Below are 20535 nucleotides of genomic sequence, written 5' to 3'. Positions count from 1 at the left end.
TCCTGGCTTCCTCAGTGCAGATTCGGTTGCGCGCCCGCGCCTCTTTCGTCAATCATCCGACCGGTTTTGAAGCGGTCGAGGCGATATCCGGTGGCGACCTCATGCGGGCGATCAGTGGCCATCAGATGCGCAAAGCAAAAGCCCGAAGCGGGGGTCGCCTTGAAGCCGCCGTAGCACCATCCCCCATTGAAATAGAGGCCCTCGATGCCCGTGTGATCGATAAAGGGTGATCCGTCCATCGACATGTCCATCACACCGCCCCACATCCGAAGCAGGCGCGTTCGGCCAATCATCGGCATGACAGCCATGCCCCCTTCAACAACATCCTCTACCACCGGCAAATTGCCCCTTTGGGCATAGGTGTTGTAGCCGTCGATATCGCCACCAAACACCAGCCCGCCTTTGTCGGACTGGCTGATGTAAAAATGCCCGGCCCCATAGGTGATTACACCGTCCAAAACAGGCTTTAGACCTTCAGACACAAAAGCCTGCAAAACATGACTTTCGATAGGCAGACGCATTCCCGCCTGCCCCATCACGCGACCAGACGAACCTGCAACAGCAACGCCCACCTTTTTGGCTCCGATGTAACCTCGGGTGGTTTCAACACCCAGAACTTTGCCGTTTTCGATACGAAACCCGGTGACTTCACAGTTCTGAATGATGTCGACGCCCCGCTGGTCCGCCGCGCGTGCATAGCCCCAGGCCACCCCGTCATGTCGCGCCGTGCCACCACGCCGATGCAGCAAACCGCCAAGGATCGGGAACCGCGCGTTGTCAAAATTCAGGAAGGGATACATCGCGCGCACGCCCTCTGCATCCAGGAGTTCGGCGCCGGAGTCAGTGAACATCATCGCGTTGCCCCGACGACGGTAAGCGTCGCGCTGCGAATCCGTGTGACAAAGGTTAAGAATACCGCGTTGGCTGACCATAGCGTTATAGTTCAGGTCCTGTTCAAGGTTTTCCCATAGCTTGAGTGAGAGCTCATAAAACGGCTGGTTGCCGTCCAGCAGATAGTTGGCCCGGATGATCGTTGTGTTCCGACCGACGTTACCACCACCGATCCAACCTTTTTCCAGGACTGCGATTCTGGCTGCACCATGCTCTTTCGCCAAATAGTAGGCAGTTGCCAGACCGTGACCGCCACCGCCGATAACGATGAAATCATAGTCTGATTGCGGCTCGGGATCTCGCCACGCGGGGCCCCAACCCCTGTGACCATTCAGAACCTGTCGCAAAATAGCGAGAGCCGAATACCGCATCTGGATGTGTTCCTAACTGTCTGTGCACCGGCGCATATTGAGGCAGGCGAATGGCCGCGTCAGTGCTTATTCCGTCATGCACTTTAACAAGAGCGACAAATTGCAGACGAGTATGTGACTGTTCTGATGAGATGTGAATGCAAGAAGCCTTTTGTTTTTCTCAGAAGCGGGAAACTATCGAGTTGAAAATCTACCAAACCGTTCATGCCCCAGATAACGCTTAGCGGATCGTTTGCCTGACCGGCTTTACGATTCAAACTCCGGATTTCCGCACGTTTGCGGCGAAACAGTATCCGATTCCATGAACCGTCTTGATAAAAGTCGGCTGGGTCGGGTCGGGTTCGATTTTTTTGCGAAGCCGTAATACGTGGACGTCAATTGTGCGGTCGCCGACTACGGTCTCGCGCCCCCGCGCCTTGTCCAGCAACTGATCGCGTGAAAAAACCATATGCGGGCTTGTGACAAAAGCTTGCAATACGTCAAACTCAGTCGTTGTCAGGGGCGTTTGCTGTCCACTATCTTTGGAGGTCAGCGTCCGTTCATGAGGGTTCAAAACCCAATTACCGAATGTGATTAGCGCAGATTCAGACCCGTTTTCAGAGGTTGCGCTCTCTTCAGTTCGGCTTCTGCGCAGTACGGTTCTGATACGCGCCAGAACCTCACGTGCTTCAAAGGGTTTGGTGATGTAATCGTCGGCCCCGAATTCCAGGCCGACAACCCGATCAAATATGTCATCGCGGCCCGACAAAACGATAATCGGGATATTGGATTCAACGCGAAGCTCACGCGTAATGTCAAAGCCATTGCGCCCCGGCAAGCCGATATCCAGCAGGATCAGATCCACGCCCCCATGGGCCAGAACCGCATCCATTGCAGTGCCGTCCGCCGCGCATGTGACCTGGCAACCCTGTTTCTCAAGATACCTCTGCAAGAACGAGGTGATCTGTGGATCATCATCAACAACAAGAATATGTTCTTTGACCATAAGGGTTTCCGGGCGGGCGTTACTGGCTGGCGCAGACCTGTTGTAACCGCGCGCGCTTGGATCGTGCAAGCCGCGAGCGGTAACAGTTTTCAGCATAACGTGCGACATCAGAACCTTAGAAAGCCCAGCCCCTGCCCTGGGGACATTGTTTCGGTTTCGGCCGGGATGACCGCCAAGCCGTCGGCCTGCGCCAGCAACGCGACCCGCCCGCTATAGGACGGGGCCATCAGCCGCAGGCGCGGCGCGCCATCTGCCGAAAAGCCTTCGATCTGGACCGGTCGGTATTCTTGCCGGCCAGCGCGGCGTTGCAGCGGTTCCGCCAGAACCGCTTGTTCCGGCACTTGAGGTGCGCGATGCAATCCGGCTCGTCTTGCCATCATTTGCGATCCGATAATTTGCCAGGTCACATAGGCCGACACTGGATTGCCTGGCAACCCGACATAAAGAGCATCCCCGCGCCGTCCGAACATGATCGGTTTGCCGGGCTTCATCGCAACCTTCATCACTTCGGTCCGGCCGCCGATCGCCTCAAACAAGCGTGGCATGTGGTCTTCATCCCCAACCGAAACACCGCCGGTCGTGATGATCAGATCAGATGTCTCACACGCATCACGCAAAACCTGCTCCAACAAGGCCGGGTCATCTTCGACCGGGCCCTTATCGGTCAAATCGATCCAGGGCTTGTCCAACAACGCCCGTAGCATATAGCGGTTCGAGTTGTAGATCTGACCAGGCCCGAGATCGTCACCCGGCTGTTTCAACTCGCTTCCCGTTGAAAAGATCGTAACCTTCAGCTTGCGCACCACATTCACCGCACCATACCCGGCAGAGGCCAGGGCTGCGGCTTCTCGTGCAGTAATCTCGCATCCCCGACGCAGGATCGGGGCGCCTGCCTTCAGATCTTCGCCCACCCTGCGGATATGCTGCCCCGGTTTCGGCCGGCGGGCGAACCGGATGCCGTTCTCTGTGACGTCGCAATCTTCCTGCATCAACACCGCGTCGAAATCGCTTGGAACCGGCGCGCCGGTGAAGATACGCAGGGCACTGCCCAGCGGGGCCGAATGCGCACCGCTGTCTCCCGCTGCAATGCGCCCGCCAACCGGCAAATCGAACAGCGGACCGTCGCCCAGATCATGAGTCCGAACCGCATAGCCGTCCATTGCCGAATTATCGAAGGCTGGCATGTCGACCTTGCTGGTGCAGTCCTCTGCCAGCACCCGTCCGATCGCTTGGATCAACGGTAATGTTTCCGTGTCGGTCAACGGATCAGAGACGGCCAAGCCGCGATTCAGTGCCTGCTCGACGGACAGGTACATATGAGCGTGGCGGTCACAAGCGCATCCATCAGCCATTTTGGTTCTCCAATTGTTCGAACAGCGCTTCAAATCCAGCCTGCTCAGCCTCACCGAGCTTGGGCAGATAGGCGCGCGCTTCTTCCAGGTTCGAGTTGGGATCGCCAACAACCAGCAGCATCACCATTCCGTGTCGGCCATGCACGCGGCAGCGAATACCATAGACGCCCTCTTTCTCGAAGGTCAGGTCCATCTCGGGCTTGCCCCTGATCTCGAAACTACGGGCTCCGACGGGGATCATTCGGATAATCGACGTTACCGTGTGACGCCCGGTCGACCCCTTGAAACGCACGGTTGCACCGGCGGGTACACGCAACAGGTTCGGCTCAAACCGAAAGGTATGCGCCGGGGTATCGGCGTTCAAATCGATGATCTGATGCACAACGGCAACCTCGGGAACATCCTCGGCCTGCGCGACAGGAGCAAATGCCAATGCCAATATCGCTGCACATGGTTTCAGCGAAAGTGTCATCTGTCCCTCCGGGTTCAGGCCGCCCGTGAAGGTTCCCCCAACAAATCGGCCAGCGCGCTTATCATCACCGGCCATTCGGCGCGGTGGTCTTCGTCGCGCAACTCGGTCAGCAATTGGCGACCAATGGACATCACCGCAGGGGCGTCGTCTTTGACATAGGTCAGGATTCGCTGCTCGGGGTTGGCCAGAAGGAACGGCACAATGGCAGCGCCTGCCTGATCCGGTGCTGTCACCGACAAAAGACGCATCGCTGCTTGCCGTACCGGGGCCGAGATGTCATCCAGCAGGCTACGCGCCACGTCCGGGGTGCCATCCCATTGGGTTAGGACGTGCATGGCGTCGATACGAAAGGCAGTATCTCCGGTTTTTATCATCGCCCGCAACTTACCTCTCAGCGCGTCTTGCGGTGGCAGATCGGCCTTTTGCAGCAATTTCAACGCTTGCAGTGAAAGGGTGGAATCTGTGTGCGAAAGCCCCTGAGTGATCAGGTCGACCAGTTGCGCTTCGCCCAGCTCTAGCCCGTTGCGCACAATTGAAACGCCAAGCGCTGCAAAGGCGTGTTGTGCTATGTCGGTTTCGGGGTCCTTGGCAATCTGAGCAAGCATGATCTGCATCCCGCGAATTTCGCCCAACAGGCGGATGGCAGACATGCGAGTTTCCCTTTCTAACGCCTCGGCATCGTCGTCCAACGCCACGCGACGGCGTTTGGGATGACGGGTCGCCTTGGCCAACAGAGCTTGTTCGCGCGGGCTAAGCGGCTGGACGTCGTCTTCCGCGGCCTCTTGTGTCATTTCAGCAGCAATAGCATCATGACCCAAGATCGCACCGAGGCTGGATGTCGGGCCATTCTCACCGCCTTCTGACACATCAAGACCCGCGTCTTGCAACGCGGCGATGTCGGTTAGCGGAGCGTCTTTTTCTTCCTCTTCTATTGCAACCGGCATAGGCGCCAATGCGTAGGACAACAGCAACTCGCGTCCCTGTTGTTGATTTACATGCGGGCGATCCATGTCAGTAACGATCAAGGCAAGAGACGCCACAGCCTTGAGCCGAACGGACCGGAAGGGCGAGCGACATGCACGCTGCAACCATTCAGCCGCTTCGCGCAGGGGCGAAGTCGCAAGAGCATCCACGATAGCCCATTGCAGGCGCTCAGCCTTGAGGTCATCGCTTTCAACAGAAAAAAGCGCATTCAGGCGATCCGCCACCAAAGTCGGCGCCAAAGCTGACAACAGGCCCAACGCCTGCGCCGAGACCTCGGGCTGTTGACCGGTGGCAAGGAAGTCCAGCACTTGCCAGCGCAAGTCTTCCTGATCCGCGATAGGCTGGCTACGATCCAGTCGATCGATCAGCGCCATTTGAACCTTGGCGCCGGGGTCACGCATCATACGATCCAGCAGTTCGGGTTCCGACAAACCGGACTGATTGAGCGCGGCAATCCGAATTTCTTCCACAGAGTCCGTCAATGCCTGCTCGACCAGAACCGGATCGTTGGGCATCAGTGCCTCATAGGCAATCAGACGAACAGCGCCATCCTTATCATTCAAAGCCTTGCGCAGAAGACCTTCGGCTTCTTCACCACCAATCGTCGCCAGGGTACGTAGGGCGCGGTGGCGCAAGCGGCGGTTTGAAGACTGTGTGAAAACGCCCAGAGTTGGCACGGCTGGTACGCCAATCCGTCCCAAAGCCTCGCAGGCAACATCGCCCAACTCCTGCCCATCTTCGTCCATCAAGGCTACGACAATGGGTTCAATCGCGGCTGCATCCCCCATCTGGCCCAACGCCTTGATGGCTGCGATTTGGGTGTCCAGCCAGTCGTCCCACTCATCCTGATGCAGCTCGTCTTCGTCCCACGTGATCTCGTCGCCTCGTCCGGTTACGAGTGTACGCAGATAGGGCGCGGCATCCGCTGCCTTCAACTCGGCCAGAGCGGTAACGCAGGCCAGTTTGACCTCACCACACGGGTCGTGGATCAGGTTTTCAAGCAATTGCGGGGCTGCTTCTTTCACACCCAATGCCCCTAAGGCTTGGGCGGCGTCCTGTCGGACGTCCTCATCGTCGTCCAGCAGCGCTTCGATCAGGGCCAGGCTGTTGCTGGCGCCTATGGTGGTCAGGGCCTGAATCGCGCGCAGGCGAATAACGTCATATTCGGATTTTGCATATTCGGAAAACAGGCCGGTGGCCTCGTCTCTCAGGGCGGTATTGGTCTGAATGTTCATATCAAGCTGCCATGTTTGTGTTGGGAAGGTTGGGAAGTGGAAGGCAGGTTTCCCAACCGATACCTGCCTTCCAGGTGGTCCCTTCTGCAGTGGGACCGAACCAGAGGGGCGGCATGGTGTCCGCCCCCCGGTATGCTGTCATCAGGCGATGTCACGCGGTGCAAAGGACATCGTGCGGAACGACGTTTTGTAGGGGCTGGGCCCCAGTTTGCGGACTTTGGCAACACCCATCTTGTAGTTGTAGTTGCCGCTGATCCAGTCGACGATCCGGCCCTCAAGCGCGTTTGCGGGCTGCTGCATGTGCAGGAAGTCCATGTAGACCACGCTTTTCTTGATGGCGGGCGTGACCATGGCCACGGCGGTGATCGCCGCTTTGGTCAGTTCGATATGCCCGTTCTCCATCAGCTTCGAGAACTGGAAGTCATCGCCTTCCACACCCAGCAGCGTGTGTTTATTGCCCGGAACCCGTTCCGAATACACCATCACATAGTCGCCGCTTTCGATGCCGCGCTCAGCCGCATCGTCGGGATGGATTTCGACCCAGTTTTCCGGCCAGCGCTGCACGATATACGGGCGACGGCGGTCGTCAAAACCGGATTGCCAACGCTCGTTGATCCGACCGGAGGTGGCCCAAAGCTCGCCTTCTTCCTTGTTCGGGCTGAGCCATTCCCAATAGTCCGAGAACAGGTTCCAGGGCGATTTCTGGATGTTGCACTTGCCGGTCTGGCTGTTGAAATGCGTCAGCTTTTTGTTGAACACATCCGCACCTGCCGCTCCGGTATCGGGCAACGTGCGGGTTGTGTCGTGCAAGCGCTTGGTTTCAATCAGCGTGACGCCATCGGCATCCAGCATGACCGGGCATTGTACACCATCGGTGCCGAACTCACGGACCTTCTGGTGCAGGCCTTTGCCTTCTTTCTTGGCCAAACGGTAAACAGCGTGGAAGTCCTTGCGCGACCCACGGGTAAAGCGCACGGCCTCTTCCGCGACCTCGTTCGAGTTCTGCCAATCGAACCCGTCAAAGCCCATCCGCTGCGCCAGTTGCCCAACAATCCACCAGTCAGGTTTCGCTGAACCGGGCGCATCATAGAACTTTTGATACAGACGCAGACGGCGCTCGCCGTTTGCACGCAGGAAGTCCTCTTCACCCCAGGTCGCTGCGGGGAACACGATGTCGGCATAGCGGTTGCCGATCGGGTCCTGCAGATAGATGTCCTGGTTGATCACCACCATGCCACCGCTGTCGGCGCGGGCCTTCAACGTGTCGATCATCTCTTGCTTGTCGAAAGAGGCGATCTGGTGCGGGTTGCGAACGGTGAGTTCTTCGAACTTGTCTGCCAGCTGCTGGCTACCGCACATGGATTGGATCCAGGTGGTGCCGATCACGTGGGCCATACGGGTATGGCCTGCGATCAGATACCGGTCAGTATCCATGGCACGGCGACGACGACCCGGCAGTTTCTCAGGCGATTTGTTGCGCGGGTATTTCCCGCCCTTCACGCCGCCCCGCTGGTGGCCACCGGCCCGGCCAATGACCTGACCCGGACGTCCGCCACACCCACAGATGATGCCCAGGGCAGAAATTGCCTGCGTGTTGCCGGTATTGTTGGACCAATAGAACCCTTTTTCGATCATGATCGATGTTTTCGGGCGCGAACCGTCATCCTTGGGTTTAGCAAGCCATTCGGCGGCCGTGTAAATCTTCTGCACGTCGATCTCGGCCATGGCCGCAGCGGTCTCAGGCGCGAATTCGTCCTGCGACAGAAGCCACTCTTTCCAGTCTTCAAAGCCCTTGGTCTGGAACTTGCCCCAGGTTGTCCGCCACTGCCATGGCGTGTTCCGGGTGCCCTGACCAAAGCCGGATGAGCTTTCCCATTTGTTGTTGACCCATTTCTTGATCCAGTCGCTGTCTTCCCAGCCATTTTCCACGATGACACGGGCAATGGCGTTGACGACCAGCAAGTCGGTACCGGGCAGAACGTCGATATGCAGACCACCCATCTTGACCGCATGGGCCACACCAGCCGAGCTGCGCGGGATCAGATAGATCTCTTTCTGACCGTTCTGCATCCCCTTCATCATCCACTGGGTATAGAGGATAGTCTTGGTCTCATATGGATCAGTGCCGCAGACCAGCAGGGTTTCCGCATCGCGCCAGTCCTCATAGGAGGGGCCAAAGTTGTCAAAGCCCGCATCCCTGAAACCGGGGGTCGAGGTCACATCAGACGGCGTGTCGTGGAAAGTGAAGTTGGCGGTGTTGATATGGCGCAGCGCGTATTTCGAGATCGCATAGGTGTTCTCGATATACTGATAGCTGAAGGTTTTCACGCCATATGCGTTGGTGCCGTGTTTGGCGATGACGTGGTTGCCCACCTCAGCCGCCACATCCAGCGCCAGATCCCACGGAACCGGCATCAATGTGCCATAGATTCGCATCAGCGGGGTCTTCAGACGGTCCCGCGTCGGTGTCTGCGGGTTATAGCATTTCTGCGCGATACACCCGCCCCGCAAGGAACTGTCGCCGTCGGTGTTGACGTATTGCGTGTCCTTGTCAGGAATGATCACCACGTGGTGCGGCTGACCTTTGTGCAGCACGATATTGTGCTGGTTCGGCGCGACCCAGGCACCCAAGGGTGCAACCGGGAAATCTTCGCCAAATGCGTTCTCGTCCGCAGTGGGGCCACCGGGCTTGGCCGTCACGGGCCAGCGGTAGACTTTGTAACCACAGGCCACGATGCAGTAATCGCAGGCGGTCGAGATGACCTCGGCACCTTTGGGCGGCAGCGGAACGTTGGTTTCGGGTACGTAATACGGGGTTGCCATGATACCGTTTCCCCTTATGCAATCAGGTTGTCGTAGCGGCCGTAGATCAGGCCGAACATGCCAACGGCGTAGATGTCATCACCGTCCAGTTCCAAAAGAACCTGAGGCAAAGACTGGTAGGCTTGCCCCGAAACGAGGATGCCGTGCCGTGTCACGTCATAGGTGGACAGGTGCAGCGGGCATGGGCCCAGCACCTTATGTTCCGGTTTGTAGCTGTCGTACATCGACCCGCCCTGGTGGGTGCAGGTGAGGTTGAAAGCCACAACGTCCTTTTGCGGACCGATGCCACCGCCGCTTTCCACGCCGGTCTTGACCAGGATCGAGTCCGAATAATCGCCCTCATCCGGGTAGTAGAATTCGACCGGAACATCCTGTTCCAGCTCGGACAGTTTGCCGATCAGCTTGCGCGGATAGGTGGATACAAGGGCGGGAACCTGTTCGGCCTGGCCGTGACGGGTGGGCATGGCCACCATCACGGCAAAGGTCGTGGCCCCCGAGGCGAACAGGAATTGGCGGCGGTTCACGGTGCAGGCCTTTTTGGCCTCGCCCGAACAGCTGCATCCGGTTGCGTTATGATCTGTCATGACGCTTACTCCTCTGCTGCCGCTGGAAGCGGCTGGTAATCCGGCAGATCAGGTTCTTCGACCAAGATCTCGTCACCGGACAGGGATTTCAGGAAGGCCACCAGATCCGCCTTTTCCTGATCATTCAGGCCAAGGGGTTGGATCAGCTGGGTTTTGTTGGCCGAGAACTCATTCTCGCCGCCGCCCTGGTTGTAGAATTCGACCACATCCTCAAGCGTCTCTAACATGCCATTGTGCATGTAAGGTTCGGTATAGAGGGTGTAGCGCAGGCTTGGCGTGCGGAACTTGCCCTTGTCAGCCTTTTCCTTGGTGCGGAAATAGAAGCCGGGGTCGTCCTTGGTGTGGCGATACATCTCTTCGGTCGAGCCTTTGGCATACAGCTCATACCGGAAGGTGACTTGGGCCAGGCCGTCATCTTGCCAACCGTCATAGGCGGGTACGCCGGTGTTGTAGTATTTCTCATCCGACAGCAGCGCACCGTTGTGGCATTCGGAACATTGCGCCTTGCCAGTGAACAACTCCAACCCGCGCTTTTGCTCGTCCGTCAGTGCCGCATCATCCCCGCGCAGATAATTGTCGAAGGGCGTGTCGGTCTGAACAATGGTGCGCTCAAACGCGGCGATGGCGCGCCATGCGTTCGAGATACGCGGCCATTGATCGCCGAAGACATCGTTGAACCGTTCGACATATTCGGGAACGAAGGCCAAACGCGCCTCCATCATGTCCGCCTCGCCATTGCCGGCGACTGCACCGCCTGCGGCGGATTTCGCTTGGCTCTCAAGGCTCTTGGACGAACCCGCCCAGAACAGTTTCCCATAGTAAGCCGAGTTCACAACGGTCTGGCTGTTGCGCCAGTGGGTTGTGCCGGGATAGCCAAACGAGATCGGTGCCTCGACGTCCCAGCCCACTTCGGGCAGGTGACAGGCCGAACACGGGGTCGACGGGTTACCGCCCAAACGCGGGTCGAAGAACAGCATTTTGCCCAGTTCGATCTTGGCGTCGGTCTGGGGGTTGTCCAGCGGGATGGGTGGTTCACCCAGCGCTACCAGTGGCGCATCAGGGTCGGGGTCTGCCCCGCCGATACCGGCCTCAATCTCCATACTGGTTTCCGCGATGGCCTGCGACCCAAGGACGGCAAACAGGGCAGCGGTGGCTATTGTGCCTGAAAGGTAAGACTTAAGGTCTTTCATGGGTCCACTCCTCAGTTTGTTGCGTCTTGCCAGTTTTCGATCGGCGCATAGTCCGTATCGATCTCTTCGGCGACGAATTCGGGGCCAGTCAGTGGCTCGCCAGACAAAGCCTCGAGGAAGGCCACCAGCTGTGCTTGCTCGGTCTCGTTCAGGTTCAGCGGTTTGATGCGCGGATCCTTGTTTTCGTCGTCACCGCCACCGGCGTTATAGAAGGCGACCACATCCTCAAGCGTCGCGATTGAGCCGTTATGCATATACGGTGCCGTATAGGTCAGCTCGCGCAGCGTTGGGGTCATGAAGGTGCCGAACGTGTCAGCGGTGTGGGTGCGGATATACGCGCCGGGATCGTCGCGCAGATTCATGTAGTTCTCGACGCCGAGGAACTTCATCATGGTCACGAAAGTGATGTGACGTTCCGGAGTTGCCCAGATGTCAGGATTGTCGCCAACGCCGATATTGTGCGGCAGGTCATCGGTGAACCGCTCACCCGAGTGGCACGAGTTACAGCCGCTTGCGTTGAACAACTCGTACCCCGCTTTGGCCTCATCCGACATCTCACCCGAGTCGAAAGGTGCCCCGCGCGAAATCAGCGTTTTCAGGTATTCCGGGATCGCGTTGCGAACACCGCCGTTCGAAGGCTCGCCAAATCCGGCGGCTTCGAACATCTCGACGTAGACCGGGTCCTGCTTGATGCGTTCCTGCATGAGACGCATGTCCATATTCATCGAGTATGTCTCGGTGATGCTTTCGCGGGTCACGTCGTTGAGGTTGGTGCCTATGCGACCGTCGTGGAACCACGCTGCGCGCTTGGCGCTGTTGATCAGCGTCGGCACGTTGCGGAAATGCAGGCTGCCCGCATATGCGTCTGACAGCGCTTGTCCGTCGGTGAACCCGTTTTCCGGCTGGTGGCAGCTAGCACAAGACAGCTCGGTGTCGCCAGACAGTCGCGGATCAAAAAACAGTCGCTTGCCAAGGGCCGCCTTGGCTGGGTCGAACTCTATGGCTTCTACCGGGCCCGGCTCATCCGCCTGGGCCTGGTGAACCGGGAACGCGACGCCCATCGTCAGCAGCGAAACTGTCGATAGCGCCGAGAACCATGTTCTGGCTTTGGTCATCATCTAAAAGCCCCTTTTTCGCTATTCCGATCTCTCGGCGTGGCCAAGGACCGGCTAAGCAAATACTAAGGAGCAGTTGTTTCGTGAGAATTTGAGCTTTGTTAAACTATGAGAAGAGATGTTAAATTATGTTACAAGCTCAGGTCATTTGAGATCGGATGATCCGGGCAAGCGACTGAACTTCCAGTGGTTTTTGAACCATGATGGGCGAGGCTCCGGCAACCGTTACCTCGGCATCGTCGAAATAACTGCTGATCAAAATCGCAGGCAAATCAGACCGCACTGCGCGTACGGATTCGATCAGATCTGTACCCCGAAGGCCAGGCATCATCAGGTCGCTGATCAGGATGTCATAGCCGTCGGGGTTCTCGCGAAACGCATCACGCGCTTTTAGCGGATCGGAATACGCCTCGACCCGATAGCCATATCTCGTCAGCAATCGACGGGTCACGTAAAGGATGTTCTCATCATCGTCGACCAACAGGACATGTTCGTCACCGGCCACGGCCTCGACCTCGGCCTGATCTTCAAGGCTGAGCGCAGGCATCAACGGATAGTACAGGCTGAAACAAGTGCCTTTGCCAGGCTCAGAATGAAGTTCAACACGACCATGGCATTCCTCAACCGTGTTGTGCACGATGGTCAGGCCCAAGCCGGTGCCTTTGCCAACAGGCTTCGTGGAAAAGAAGGGTTGGAATACCTGCTCCTGCAGGTCCTGGGCAATCCCCGGGCCGGTGTCACTGACATCCAGACGGATCACGCCGATCGCGCCGTCTGGCAGGTCATCCAGCGCATCCTTTTCGGCCAAGCCTATGCGCAACACAACTTCGCCGGGCTGATCGCCGATAGCTTCAAACGCATTGTGGCACAGGTTCAAAAGAGTCTGGAAGAACAGGGTGCCATCAAAATCGGAAAAAGCAGTTTCGATCTCTACATCAAAGCGTGTTTGGACACTGGGTGGTGCAGACACCCGAATAAGGTCCAGTGCTTCCTGGGTGGCTTTGACCATATCGCCACGGCGCGGGTTACGTGGTCTTTGCCGGGCGAAGGTCAACATCTTGCGGACCAACGCTTGCGCGCGGCGCGCAGCGATTCGAATATGGTTGACCGAGGTCTGGATGTCGTCATTCCCTTCCGCATCCAGTTCGATCAAATCGGCATTCCCGGTGATACTCATCAACACGTTGTTGAAATCATGCGCAACCGAGCCTGCCAGAATGCCCACTGCTTCCATCTTCTGCACTTGGGCAAATTGCTCATGCGTGCGCCGGGTTTCGGTGATGTCTTCGCCAATCCCAATGTAGTGGGTAACTTTGCCGTTTTGATCGACCAAAGGAAAAATTGCGGTCGACACCCAGAAATGATTGCCGTCTTTGCTGAGGTTCCGAAATATGCCGTACCAGCTTTGCCCGCGTTGCAGTTTCTGCCTTAGGTCGGTGTAAACCCCCTGCCCTGAATGTCCTGATTGCAGCATTTTGGGGGTGCGCCCATAGATCTCGTCGGCTTCGTATCCGCTGAGATCAAAGAACTTGCGATTGGCATATTCGATCTTCAGTTCGGTGTCCGTAATTATGATCGAGGCCGGGCTTTGCTCGACTGCCCTTGCAAGTTTGCGCTCGGCCAGTTCCACCTGTTCACGCAACTCCAATTCGGCTTTCAGACGACGATTGGTACGTAGGATGTTGGCGATAAGCAACGTGGTCAGGATCGCGATCACGCCGACAACAACAATCAAGCCAATCAGCAGGACAGAAAAGCGCCGCACCAGCTGTTCCCCTTCCGAGAACGCCTGAACCATATCTGATAAGCTTTGATCCCGCTCGGTGATCCAAAGCGCCTCGAGCTGGGACAGCGCTTCTAGTGCGTCGCTGTCATCGACCCGCACCAGAGCATCTATTTCTTCGGCACGCAGGCCGTCGGCTATGCCTGCTTCGATCTTGGGAATATTCCCGATATACTCGCGCGCCACCTTTTCAATCCGCTGCAACGCATCCAGTTCGATCTGCGAAGGGGCAGCATTTCGATAGGTCTCAATCGTTGTAAGCAGGTTCTGCGACTGCGTTTGCAAGATCGGACTGTATTCGGCGTCAAGCCGCAAGACGTAGTTCTTGAAGTTGTGGATCAGCCCGCCATACCCAAAATATCCCCGGATTTCCGAAATCCAATATCCGCGCGGGGTCGTCTCGACAGAATAACCCTGCCAAACCTTTCGCATCTCGCCGATACGGTCCGTTGTTTCTCGGGACATGTACAAAAATACCGAGAGTATAAATGCTAGCGCGACACCCATCGCGATGGCCACACCAAGCGGTGCGGTCAAAGATTTTTCTGGTGGGGCACCTTTGGTTGTCGCGGGTTGGCTCTTTGTGAACACCATTGTTCCTCCGACCTGATCCTTGCCGTTTGGACTTACCCTTGGTACCCGGACGACACACTTTTTGCGAAGCGCTTTAAGCGCGGCAAATCGTGCCTTCTTTGGGATATGCGGATTTGCTCAGACAATCTTGGCTGAGTGCCAGACGTTTTTGACCGTCATGTAATTCTCAAGCCCTTCGGTTCCGCCCTCACGACCGGACCCGCTGGACTTGACCCCTCCGAAGGGTGTTTCCGGCATCGACGCTTCAAGAGTGTTGATCGACAGGTTGCCAACCTCAACCTCATCGACAAGTCGGTCGATGTAGTCTGCCCTGTTGGTAAAGGCGTATCCGGCCAGGCCATAGGGAACAGAATTTGCCTGTTCGATTGCTTCGTCCAACGACGATACAGGGTTGATGACGGCCACCGGACCAAATGGTTCTTCCTGCATGACCCGCGCAGTCTCAGGAACGTTCAACAAGACCGTAGGTTGGAAGAAGTAACCTTGGTTTCCCAAAGGCGCGCCTCCTGTGGCGACAATCGCGCCTTTGGCGCGCGCGTCTTCGACCAATTCACTCAGCGCGCGCACGCGTCGGTCGTTGGCAAGTGGGCCCATTTCGACCTCAGCATCCAAACCGTTACCAACAACGGTGTCAGCAGCCCGCTGCACAAAATCACGAGCATATGACTCAAAAATGCTTTGATGCACAAAGAAACGAGTGGGCGAGGTACAGACCTGCCCCGCGTTGCGCATCTTGCGCACCGCGCCAGAGATGGCCGCAGCTTGTACGTCGGTGTCTTCGCACACAATGACCGGTGCATGCCCGCCCAACTCCATCAGAACGCGTGTGTCACTTTGCGCTGCCAGAGCGGTCAGGTGTCGCCCAACGGTTGTAGATCCGGTAAAAGCCACAAGGCGTACCGGATCCTGAGGGATCAGATGCCCGGAAATTTCCGCCGGTTCCCCAAATACCAAATTCAGAACACCCGGCGGTAACCCGGCATCTTCAAACGCCTTGGCGATATGTAAGGCCCCTGCGGGGGTTTCTTCTGCGGCTTTCAAAATCACCGAACACCCCGAAGCCAATGCACCGGCGATTTTCCGGGCCGGTTGGCTCATGGGAAAATTCCACGGTGAAAACGCGGCGACAACGCCAATTGGCTGGTGATGTACGGCGAATTTGTGACCCCAAGCCGCCGGAATGATACGCCCATAGGTTCGCATGGCCTCGCCCGCGTCCCATTCAAAGAACTCAGCGCCTCGGATCACTTCAAGTCGGGCTTGCTTGAAGGGTTTGCCATGCTCCAGGGTCATTGAATGCGCAATCACGTCGATGCGTTCGCGCATCAGGGCCGCAGCACGCAGGATTGTATCCGCGCGTTCGCGAGGAGACGTGCGGCTCCAGACGCGGAAGCCTTTGACAGCAGCTTCCAGCGCATCGTCCAGGTCCTTGACCGACGCGCAGGGCAGCCGTCCAAGCTCTTCTTCGGTCGCCGGGTTAATCACCGGGATGTCACGCCCGGTCTTTCGCCACGCGCCATCTATGTACAGTTTGAGCTCTGGATACATGAAGCTGACACCTCTTCTTGCCTTGTTTTCAAATCGCGCGACGCCTCGTATTACATCAAGTGAATTGAACAAATACGGGTATCACTTTGGCGAATAGCTGATCGGTTTACCCTGCGCCGCCCTGTGCAATGCTGTCTTAAAGGCCCGGCCGGCGGGCGACAGATCATCGTCTGCTCGGAAAGACACACCAATCGGCCCCTGCCCGAACGGAACCGCCCAGGCCAGCTGGGCAAGGTGCCCGTTTTCGACATCCTGAGCGACGACTTCTGCGGGCATAAGGCCGATCAAGTCGCGTGATTGCAACAGCGCACGGTTCGTCAGATATGACACCGACTCGATCAAAACTGGCGGCACATATTGCTGCTGGCCAACAAAGAAATGATCGACCTGACGCCGCAACGTGGTCTCTTGCGGGGGAAGTATCCAGCTGAATGGTTTGGTTTGGGCAAATGTCACGTCGTCCCAAGCGGCCAGCGGGTGCTGCGGACCAACAATGGCCAATATTCGATCCTCAAACAGTTTTTCCTGCCGGATCTTGTCGCGATGCCGATGTGAGGGCAGACGGCCCACAACCATGTCGATCTCGCCCGACAGCAGCCGGGGCATAAGGACCTCGTTGGTGCCTTCGCTGATCTTGACCGCCACATTCGGGCGGTCTTCCAGCAGCAGTTCAATGGCCGCAGGCAAAAGACTGGTCGACGCTGCAAGCAACGTGCCAACCACAACGCGACCCGAATTCCCTTCGTTTAGGTCATCAAGTTCCTGCGCAGCGTTCGAAACCTGGGCAAAGATCAGCTTCCCATGACGGATCAGGGTCTCTCCGAAAACAGTTGGGACCACCCCACGATTGGTGCGCGTGAACAGTTTAACTTCGAAGTCCAGCTCAAGATCCTGAATCATCTTGGTGGCAGCGGGTTGAGAGATCCCCAACTCGCGCGCAGCATTCTGGATGTTTCCATGCGCACCCACCGCGACCAGCAGACGCAGTTGGCGCAGCTTCAGCCGGGTCAACGCACGATCCACGATGCGGGAATGACGCCCAACCATGGCTAGAGAACAATCGGTTTGCAAAGCTGATCCAGCTTGGACAGCACGCTCATCGCCGCAAGCGCCGAGCTTCGCGGATTGTCGGGCAGAGCTGTGCCACTGATCCGAAACTGAAAGGTGCCAAAGTCGCCTTCGGCCTCGACCTCGTGAATGTTCTTCTGAATTGTCGGATCGGCGATCAACCGAACTTGTGTTTTGTCAAATCCAACACCCGCCAATGCAACAGCAGCCGCGACATTGGCATTCTTGGGATAGGCCAGCGCTGCTTCTCGGGCGGAACCCTGAAAATGCGTTTCGGCCTTGCTGATATTGCCTAAATCAAGGGATTGCTCAGCAAGCGACCCTTTCCACCCCGCAGGTGGTTTGCGCCCCACATAGGTAACGGACTTAAGCGGACCAACTGCAGCAGCGCTGAGGCAGTCCAACCCGCCAATGGCACCACTAGCCAAATGCAAGCGGCCCCCACCTTGTCGCGCGGCCCTGTCCAACCGGTCGGCAACCTGCTGATCCGCCAGCGCCCCGACCGAGACACTGATTATATCGGTGCCCCGCGCCAGAATGTCTGGCCCCAAACCGGCCAAAGCCTCGTGCCCTGCGCAGTCGAGAACCATATCAACACCATCCGGCAGATCCTCAACCGAGCCGACGGACAGGGGCGATTTTGAATCGACACGATGCGGCCTGACCATAATGGCCGCCAACTCGTGCCCATGTTCTGGCAAGGCGTGCTGCACATATTGCGCTATTGCGCCGGTTCCGATGACTGCAATTTTCATGCCTGAACCCTAGACCAGCAATGAAAAAATCTGAATTGGTAAGTTTTTGATATAAATAATTCCGATAGCCATTTCCCTGAAATTGCTCTGGATCGACTGTCGCGTTGTGCTTTTCATATGCTCAAAGCCACTGGGACTGCGCTAAAAATGAAATACTCAAAACACGACGCCAAAGCCTACGCTCGCGAAAACATGACGGGGATCTGGGCCGCGGCGTTGAATCCATTCAACGAAGACCTGACGCTGGACGAGGATGGACTGCGCGCCAACATTCGCCATTGGATCGACGATCTGGACATTCAGGGCCTGTTCATTGCCGGAAAACAGGGCGAGTTCTTTTCGATGAGTCTTGAGGAACGCAAGCGGAACTTCGAAATTGCCGTCGAAGAATGCGCGGGCAAGGCCGGCGTGATTGTCTCGGTCTCAGATCAGAACATGAATACGGCGTTGGAGCTGGCGCATCACGCGCAGAATTGCGGAGCCGACTACATCGTGCTGCACGCGCCGGTTCTGAGCTTTGTGCAGGATCGCGGTGAGGTTTTGTATCAGTATTACAAACGCTTTTGTGACGAACTGGATATTGGCATCGCCATGTGGAGCCATCCGGACAGCGGTTATCTGATGCAGCCCGAAGAATGCGCGCGCATAGCGGATCTGCCGAACATTGTGGCCATCAAATATTCGGTCCCGCGCGAGATGTATGTGAAGCTGACCCATATGGTGGGCGACAAGATCCATGTCTCGACCTCGGCCGAGCATGAATGGCTGGATAATATCCTGGAACTCGACTGGAAACTCTATCTTTGTTCCTCCCCGCCTTATCAGTTGCAAAGCAAGGTTGATCAGCGGATGAACGAATACACGCAACTGGCCTTTGCCGGAAAGGCGGATGAAGCGCGACGTGTGTTTGACAGCCTGAACCCGGTTCGGGATGCCATGAAACGCACGCGACCTGCAGGTAAACCCACGGCATTTGGAAAGTTTTGGCAGGAGTTACTGGGTCAGGTCGGTGGCCATGTGCGTCCACCTATGCTGGAACTAACCGAGGCTGAAAAGACGATCATTCGCAAAGCCTTCGACGAATGCGGCCTGCGCGTCTAAAACGGTTACGCGCTGAGCTTTATAAAGAAATCTGATAGCTAGATGCTGATAATTTCTTTGCTGTTATGGAAAAACGCGCCAAACTTTCGGGGATAGGGAGTGGGACATGTCAAAACTGAAAGCATTCAACTTCAAAGCCTGGATCGACGAACACCGCCATCTGCTCAAGCCACCTGTAGGCAACCGACAGGTCTGGGAAGATGCCGATCTGATGGTCACGGTTGTTGGTGGGCCGAACAAGCGGACCGATTATCATGACGATCCTGTGGAAGAGTTTTTCTATCAGCTGGAAGGCGACATGGTTCTGAAAATCTTTGACGGCGAGGAATTCTATGACGTTCCGATCCGCGAAGGTGAAGTGTTCCTGCTGCCACCGCATGTGCGCCATTCTCCGCAACGCCCACAGGAAGGCTCGATTGGGCTTGTGATCGAACCAAAACGCCAGACGGGTGAGCTGGATGCAATAGAATGGTACTGCTTCGAATGCGGATCACTGGTGCATCGCGCAGAAATGCAGCTAAAGTCCATCGTTGATGACCTGCCTCCGGTTTATCAGAAGTTCTATGCCTCGGAAGAAGATCGTACTTGCCCGAACTGTCAGGCGGTGCATCCGGGCAAGGAACCGCCCGAGGGCTGGGTTACATTGTGAAATAAGATCAAAACAGGGGAAGTCATGAAACATATCGCAAAAATTGCCGCCTCTGCGGCTGTGCTGGCAATGTCATCCGTCGCCGCTCAGGCCGAAGAATTCCGGTTGGGCCTGATCACACCTCCACCGCACATTTGGACCAAAGCTGCTGAGGCGTTTGGGGCTGAATTGAATGAGGCCAGTGGCGGCGCGCATTCGGTGTCGGTTTTCCCGGCGCGCCAGCTGGGGAACGAAGCTGAAATGTTGCAGCAATTGCAAACCGGTGCGTTGGACATGGCCTTCATGACGGTGGCCGAGGTTTCTAACCGCGCGCCCGAGTTAGGGGCTTTTTACGCTCCCTATCTGGCAGATGACATTGGTCACGCGGGTCGCATCCTGCGATCCGACACGGCTAAATCCATGCTGGAACCGCTGCCAGGACAAGTTGGCGTCGTGGGCTTGGGATATGGTATGGCCGGGCTGCGCCAGATCGTCAGCCGCGGCGATGTTTCATCCGCCGAAGATCTGTCAGGCCTCAAGCTGCGGATCACGCCATTCACGCCGATCCTCGACTTCTACAACGCGGTAGGTGCCGCGCCCACGCCGATGCCCTTGCCAGCGGTCTATGATGCACTGGCCAACGGCCAGGTCGACGCCATCGACATGGATGCCGAGCTGATCTGGGTTCTGAAGTATTATGAACACGCTGACACCATCGTGCAGTCGGATCATATGATGTTCCCGATGGTTGGTCTGGTATCGGCCAAGGTCTGGGCTGGTTTGTCCGAAGAAGACCGAGCGATGATTTCTGAACTGATGGCCAAACATGTCGACAGCACCATCGACGCCTATGTCGAAAACGATTCTAAATGGCTGGAGCAGATCGAAGGCACGGGCAAAGCCTACAAGAAGGTTGACGCCGCGTTCTTTGGCGACGCGATTGAAGAGTGGAACGGGATCTGGTCCGAGAAGACCTCCTCCCTTGACGCTTTGCGGCAGACTGCGGCAGAAACAAAATAACGAAAACGGCATGACGAAAAGGGCGCAGGTCGAACC

At 57.0% G+C, this 20535-nt stretch carries 16 protein-coding genes; 3 read left to right on the top strand and 13 right to left on the bottom strand.

The window, feature by feature from the left end; translation table 11 throughout:
• Positions 1-11 precede the first annotated feature (11 nt).
• The 13 genes from GS646_RS19460 to GS646_RS19400 form a co-directional block, all read right to left on the bottom strand.
• Positions 12-1262, bottom strand: coding sequence for a sarcosine oxidase subunit beta family protein (locus tag GS646_RS19460; protein ID WP_171185569.1), 1251 nt, complete (start codon positions 1260-1262; stop codon positions 12-14).
• A gap of 253 nt (positions 1263-1515) precedes the next feature.
• The gene (locus tag GS646_RS19455) at positions 1516-2343 is read right to left on the bottom strand and encodes a response regulator (protein ID WP_253759706.1); all 828 of its coding nucleotides are present in this window, start codon (positions 2341-2343) and stop codon (positions 1516-1518) included.
• 11 nt (positions 2344-2354) lie between these two features.
• On the bottom strand, positions 2355-3599 hold the full coding sequence (gene glp / locus GS646_RS19450) for a gephyrin-like molybdotransferase Glp (protein ID WP_171185571.1): 1245 nt from the start codon (positions 3597-3599) through the stop codon (positions 2355-2357).
• Positions 3592-4071 (bottom strand): plastocyanin/azurin family copper-binding protein, encoded by a 480-nt coding sequence (locus tag GS646_RS19445; RefSeq protein WP_171185573.1) that lies wholly within the window; start codon positions 4069-4071, stop codon positions 3592-3594. The genes glp and GS646_RS19445 overlap by 8 nt, the downstream gene beginning before the upstream one ends.
• 14 nt (positions 4072-4085) lie before the next feature.
• Positions 4086-6290, bottom strand: coding sequence for a HEAT repeat domain-containing protein (locus GS646_RS19440; RefSeq protein WP_171647259.1), 2205 nt, complete (start codon positions 6288-6290; stop codon positions 4086-4088).
• A gap of 141 nt (positions 6291-6431) precedes the next feature.
• A complete protein-coding gene (locus tag GS646_RS19435) occupies positions 6432-9113 on the bottom strand; it encodes an arsenate reductase (azurin) large subunit (protein ID WP_171185577.1) in 2682 nt (893 codons plus the stop codon).
• 14 nt (positions 9114-9127) lie between these two features.
• The gene (locus GS646_RS19430; protein ID WP_170675639.1) at positions 9128-9697 is read right to left on the bottom strand and encodes an arsenate reductase (azurin) small subunit; all 570 of its coding nucleotides are present in this window, start codon (positions 9695-9697) and stop codon (positions 9128-9130) included.
• A 5-nt stretch (positions 9698-9702) separates the two neighbouring features.
• Positions 9703-10887, bottom strand: coding sequence for a cytochrome-c peroxidase (locus GS646_RS19425; RefSeq protein WP_171647261.1), 1185 nt, complete (start codon positions 10885-10887; stop codon positions 9703-9705).
• An 11-nt stretch (positions 10888-10898) separates the two neighbouring features.
• A complete protein-coding gene (locus GS646_RS19420; RefSeq protein WP_253758583.1) occupies positions 10899-12005 on the bottom strand; it encodes a cytochrome-c peroxidase in 1107 nt (368 codons plus the stop codon).
• Between the two features lie 136 nt (positions 12006-12141).
• On the bottom strand, positions 12142-14379 hold the full coding sequence (locus tag GS646_RS19415; RefSeq protein ID WP_171185581.1) for a PAS domain S-box protein: 2238 nt from the start codon (positions 14377-14379) through the stop codon (positions 12142-12144).
• A 117-nt stretch (positions 14380-14496) separates the two neighbouring features.
• Entirely contained in the window at positions 14497-15927 is a 1431-nt protein-coding gene (locus GS646_RS19410) for an NAD-dependent succinate-semialdehyde dehydrogenase (RefSeq protein WP_171647263.1), read from the bottom strand.
• Between the two features lie 81 nt (positions 15928-16008).
• Positions 16009-16974 (bottom strand): LysR substrate-binding domain-containing protein, encoded by a 966-nt coding sequence (locus GS646_RS19405; RefSeq protein ID WP_171647265.1) that lies wholly within the window; start codon positions 16972-16974, stop codon positions 16009-16011.
• Positions 16975-16976: 2 nt separating this feature from the next.
• Complete coding sequence (locus GS646_RS19400; protein WP_171647268.1) at positions 16977-17750, bottom strand: aspartate dehydrogenase; 774 nt, start codon at positions 17748-17750, stop codon at positions 16977-16979.
• A 147-nt stretch (positions 17751-17897) separates the two neighbouring features.
• On the opposite strand from GS646_RS19400, the gene GS646_RS19395 reads away from it, so the two are divergent.
• From GS646_RS19395 to GS646_RS19385, 3 genes are all read left to right on the top strand, one after another.
• Positions 17898-18851 (top strand): dihydrodipicolinate synthase family protein, encoded by a 954-nt coding sequence (locus tag GS646_RS19395; protein ID WP_171647270.1) that lies wholly within the window; start codon positions 17898-17900, stop codon positions 18849-18851.
• A 106-nt stretch (positions 18852-18957) separates the two neighbouring features.
• Complete coding sequence (locus GS646_RS19390; protein ID WP_171185587.1) at positions 18958-19500, top strand: 3-hydroxyanthranilate 3,4-dioxygenase; 543 nt, start codon at positions 18958-18960, stop codon at positions 19498-19500.
• Between the two features lie 24 nt (positions 19501-19524).
• Positions 19525-20499, top strand: coding sequence for a TRAP transporter substrate-binding protein (locus GS646_RS19385; protein ID WP_171185589.1), 975 nt, complete (start codon positions 19525-19527; stop codon positions 20497-20499).
• Positions 20500-20535: the final 36 nt, after the last annotated feature.

The organism is Ruegeria sp. HKCCD4315 (assembly GCF_013112245.1).
Taxonomy (GTDB): domain Bacteria; phylum Pseudomonadota; class Alphaproteobacteria; order Rhodobacterales; family Rhodobacteraceae; genus Ruegeria.
Note: the sequence above shows the minus strand (reverse complement) of the source record. Positions and strands in the feature narration are given on the sequence as shown.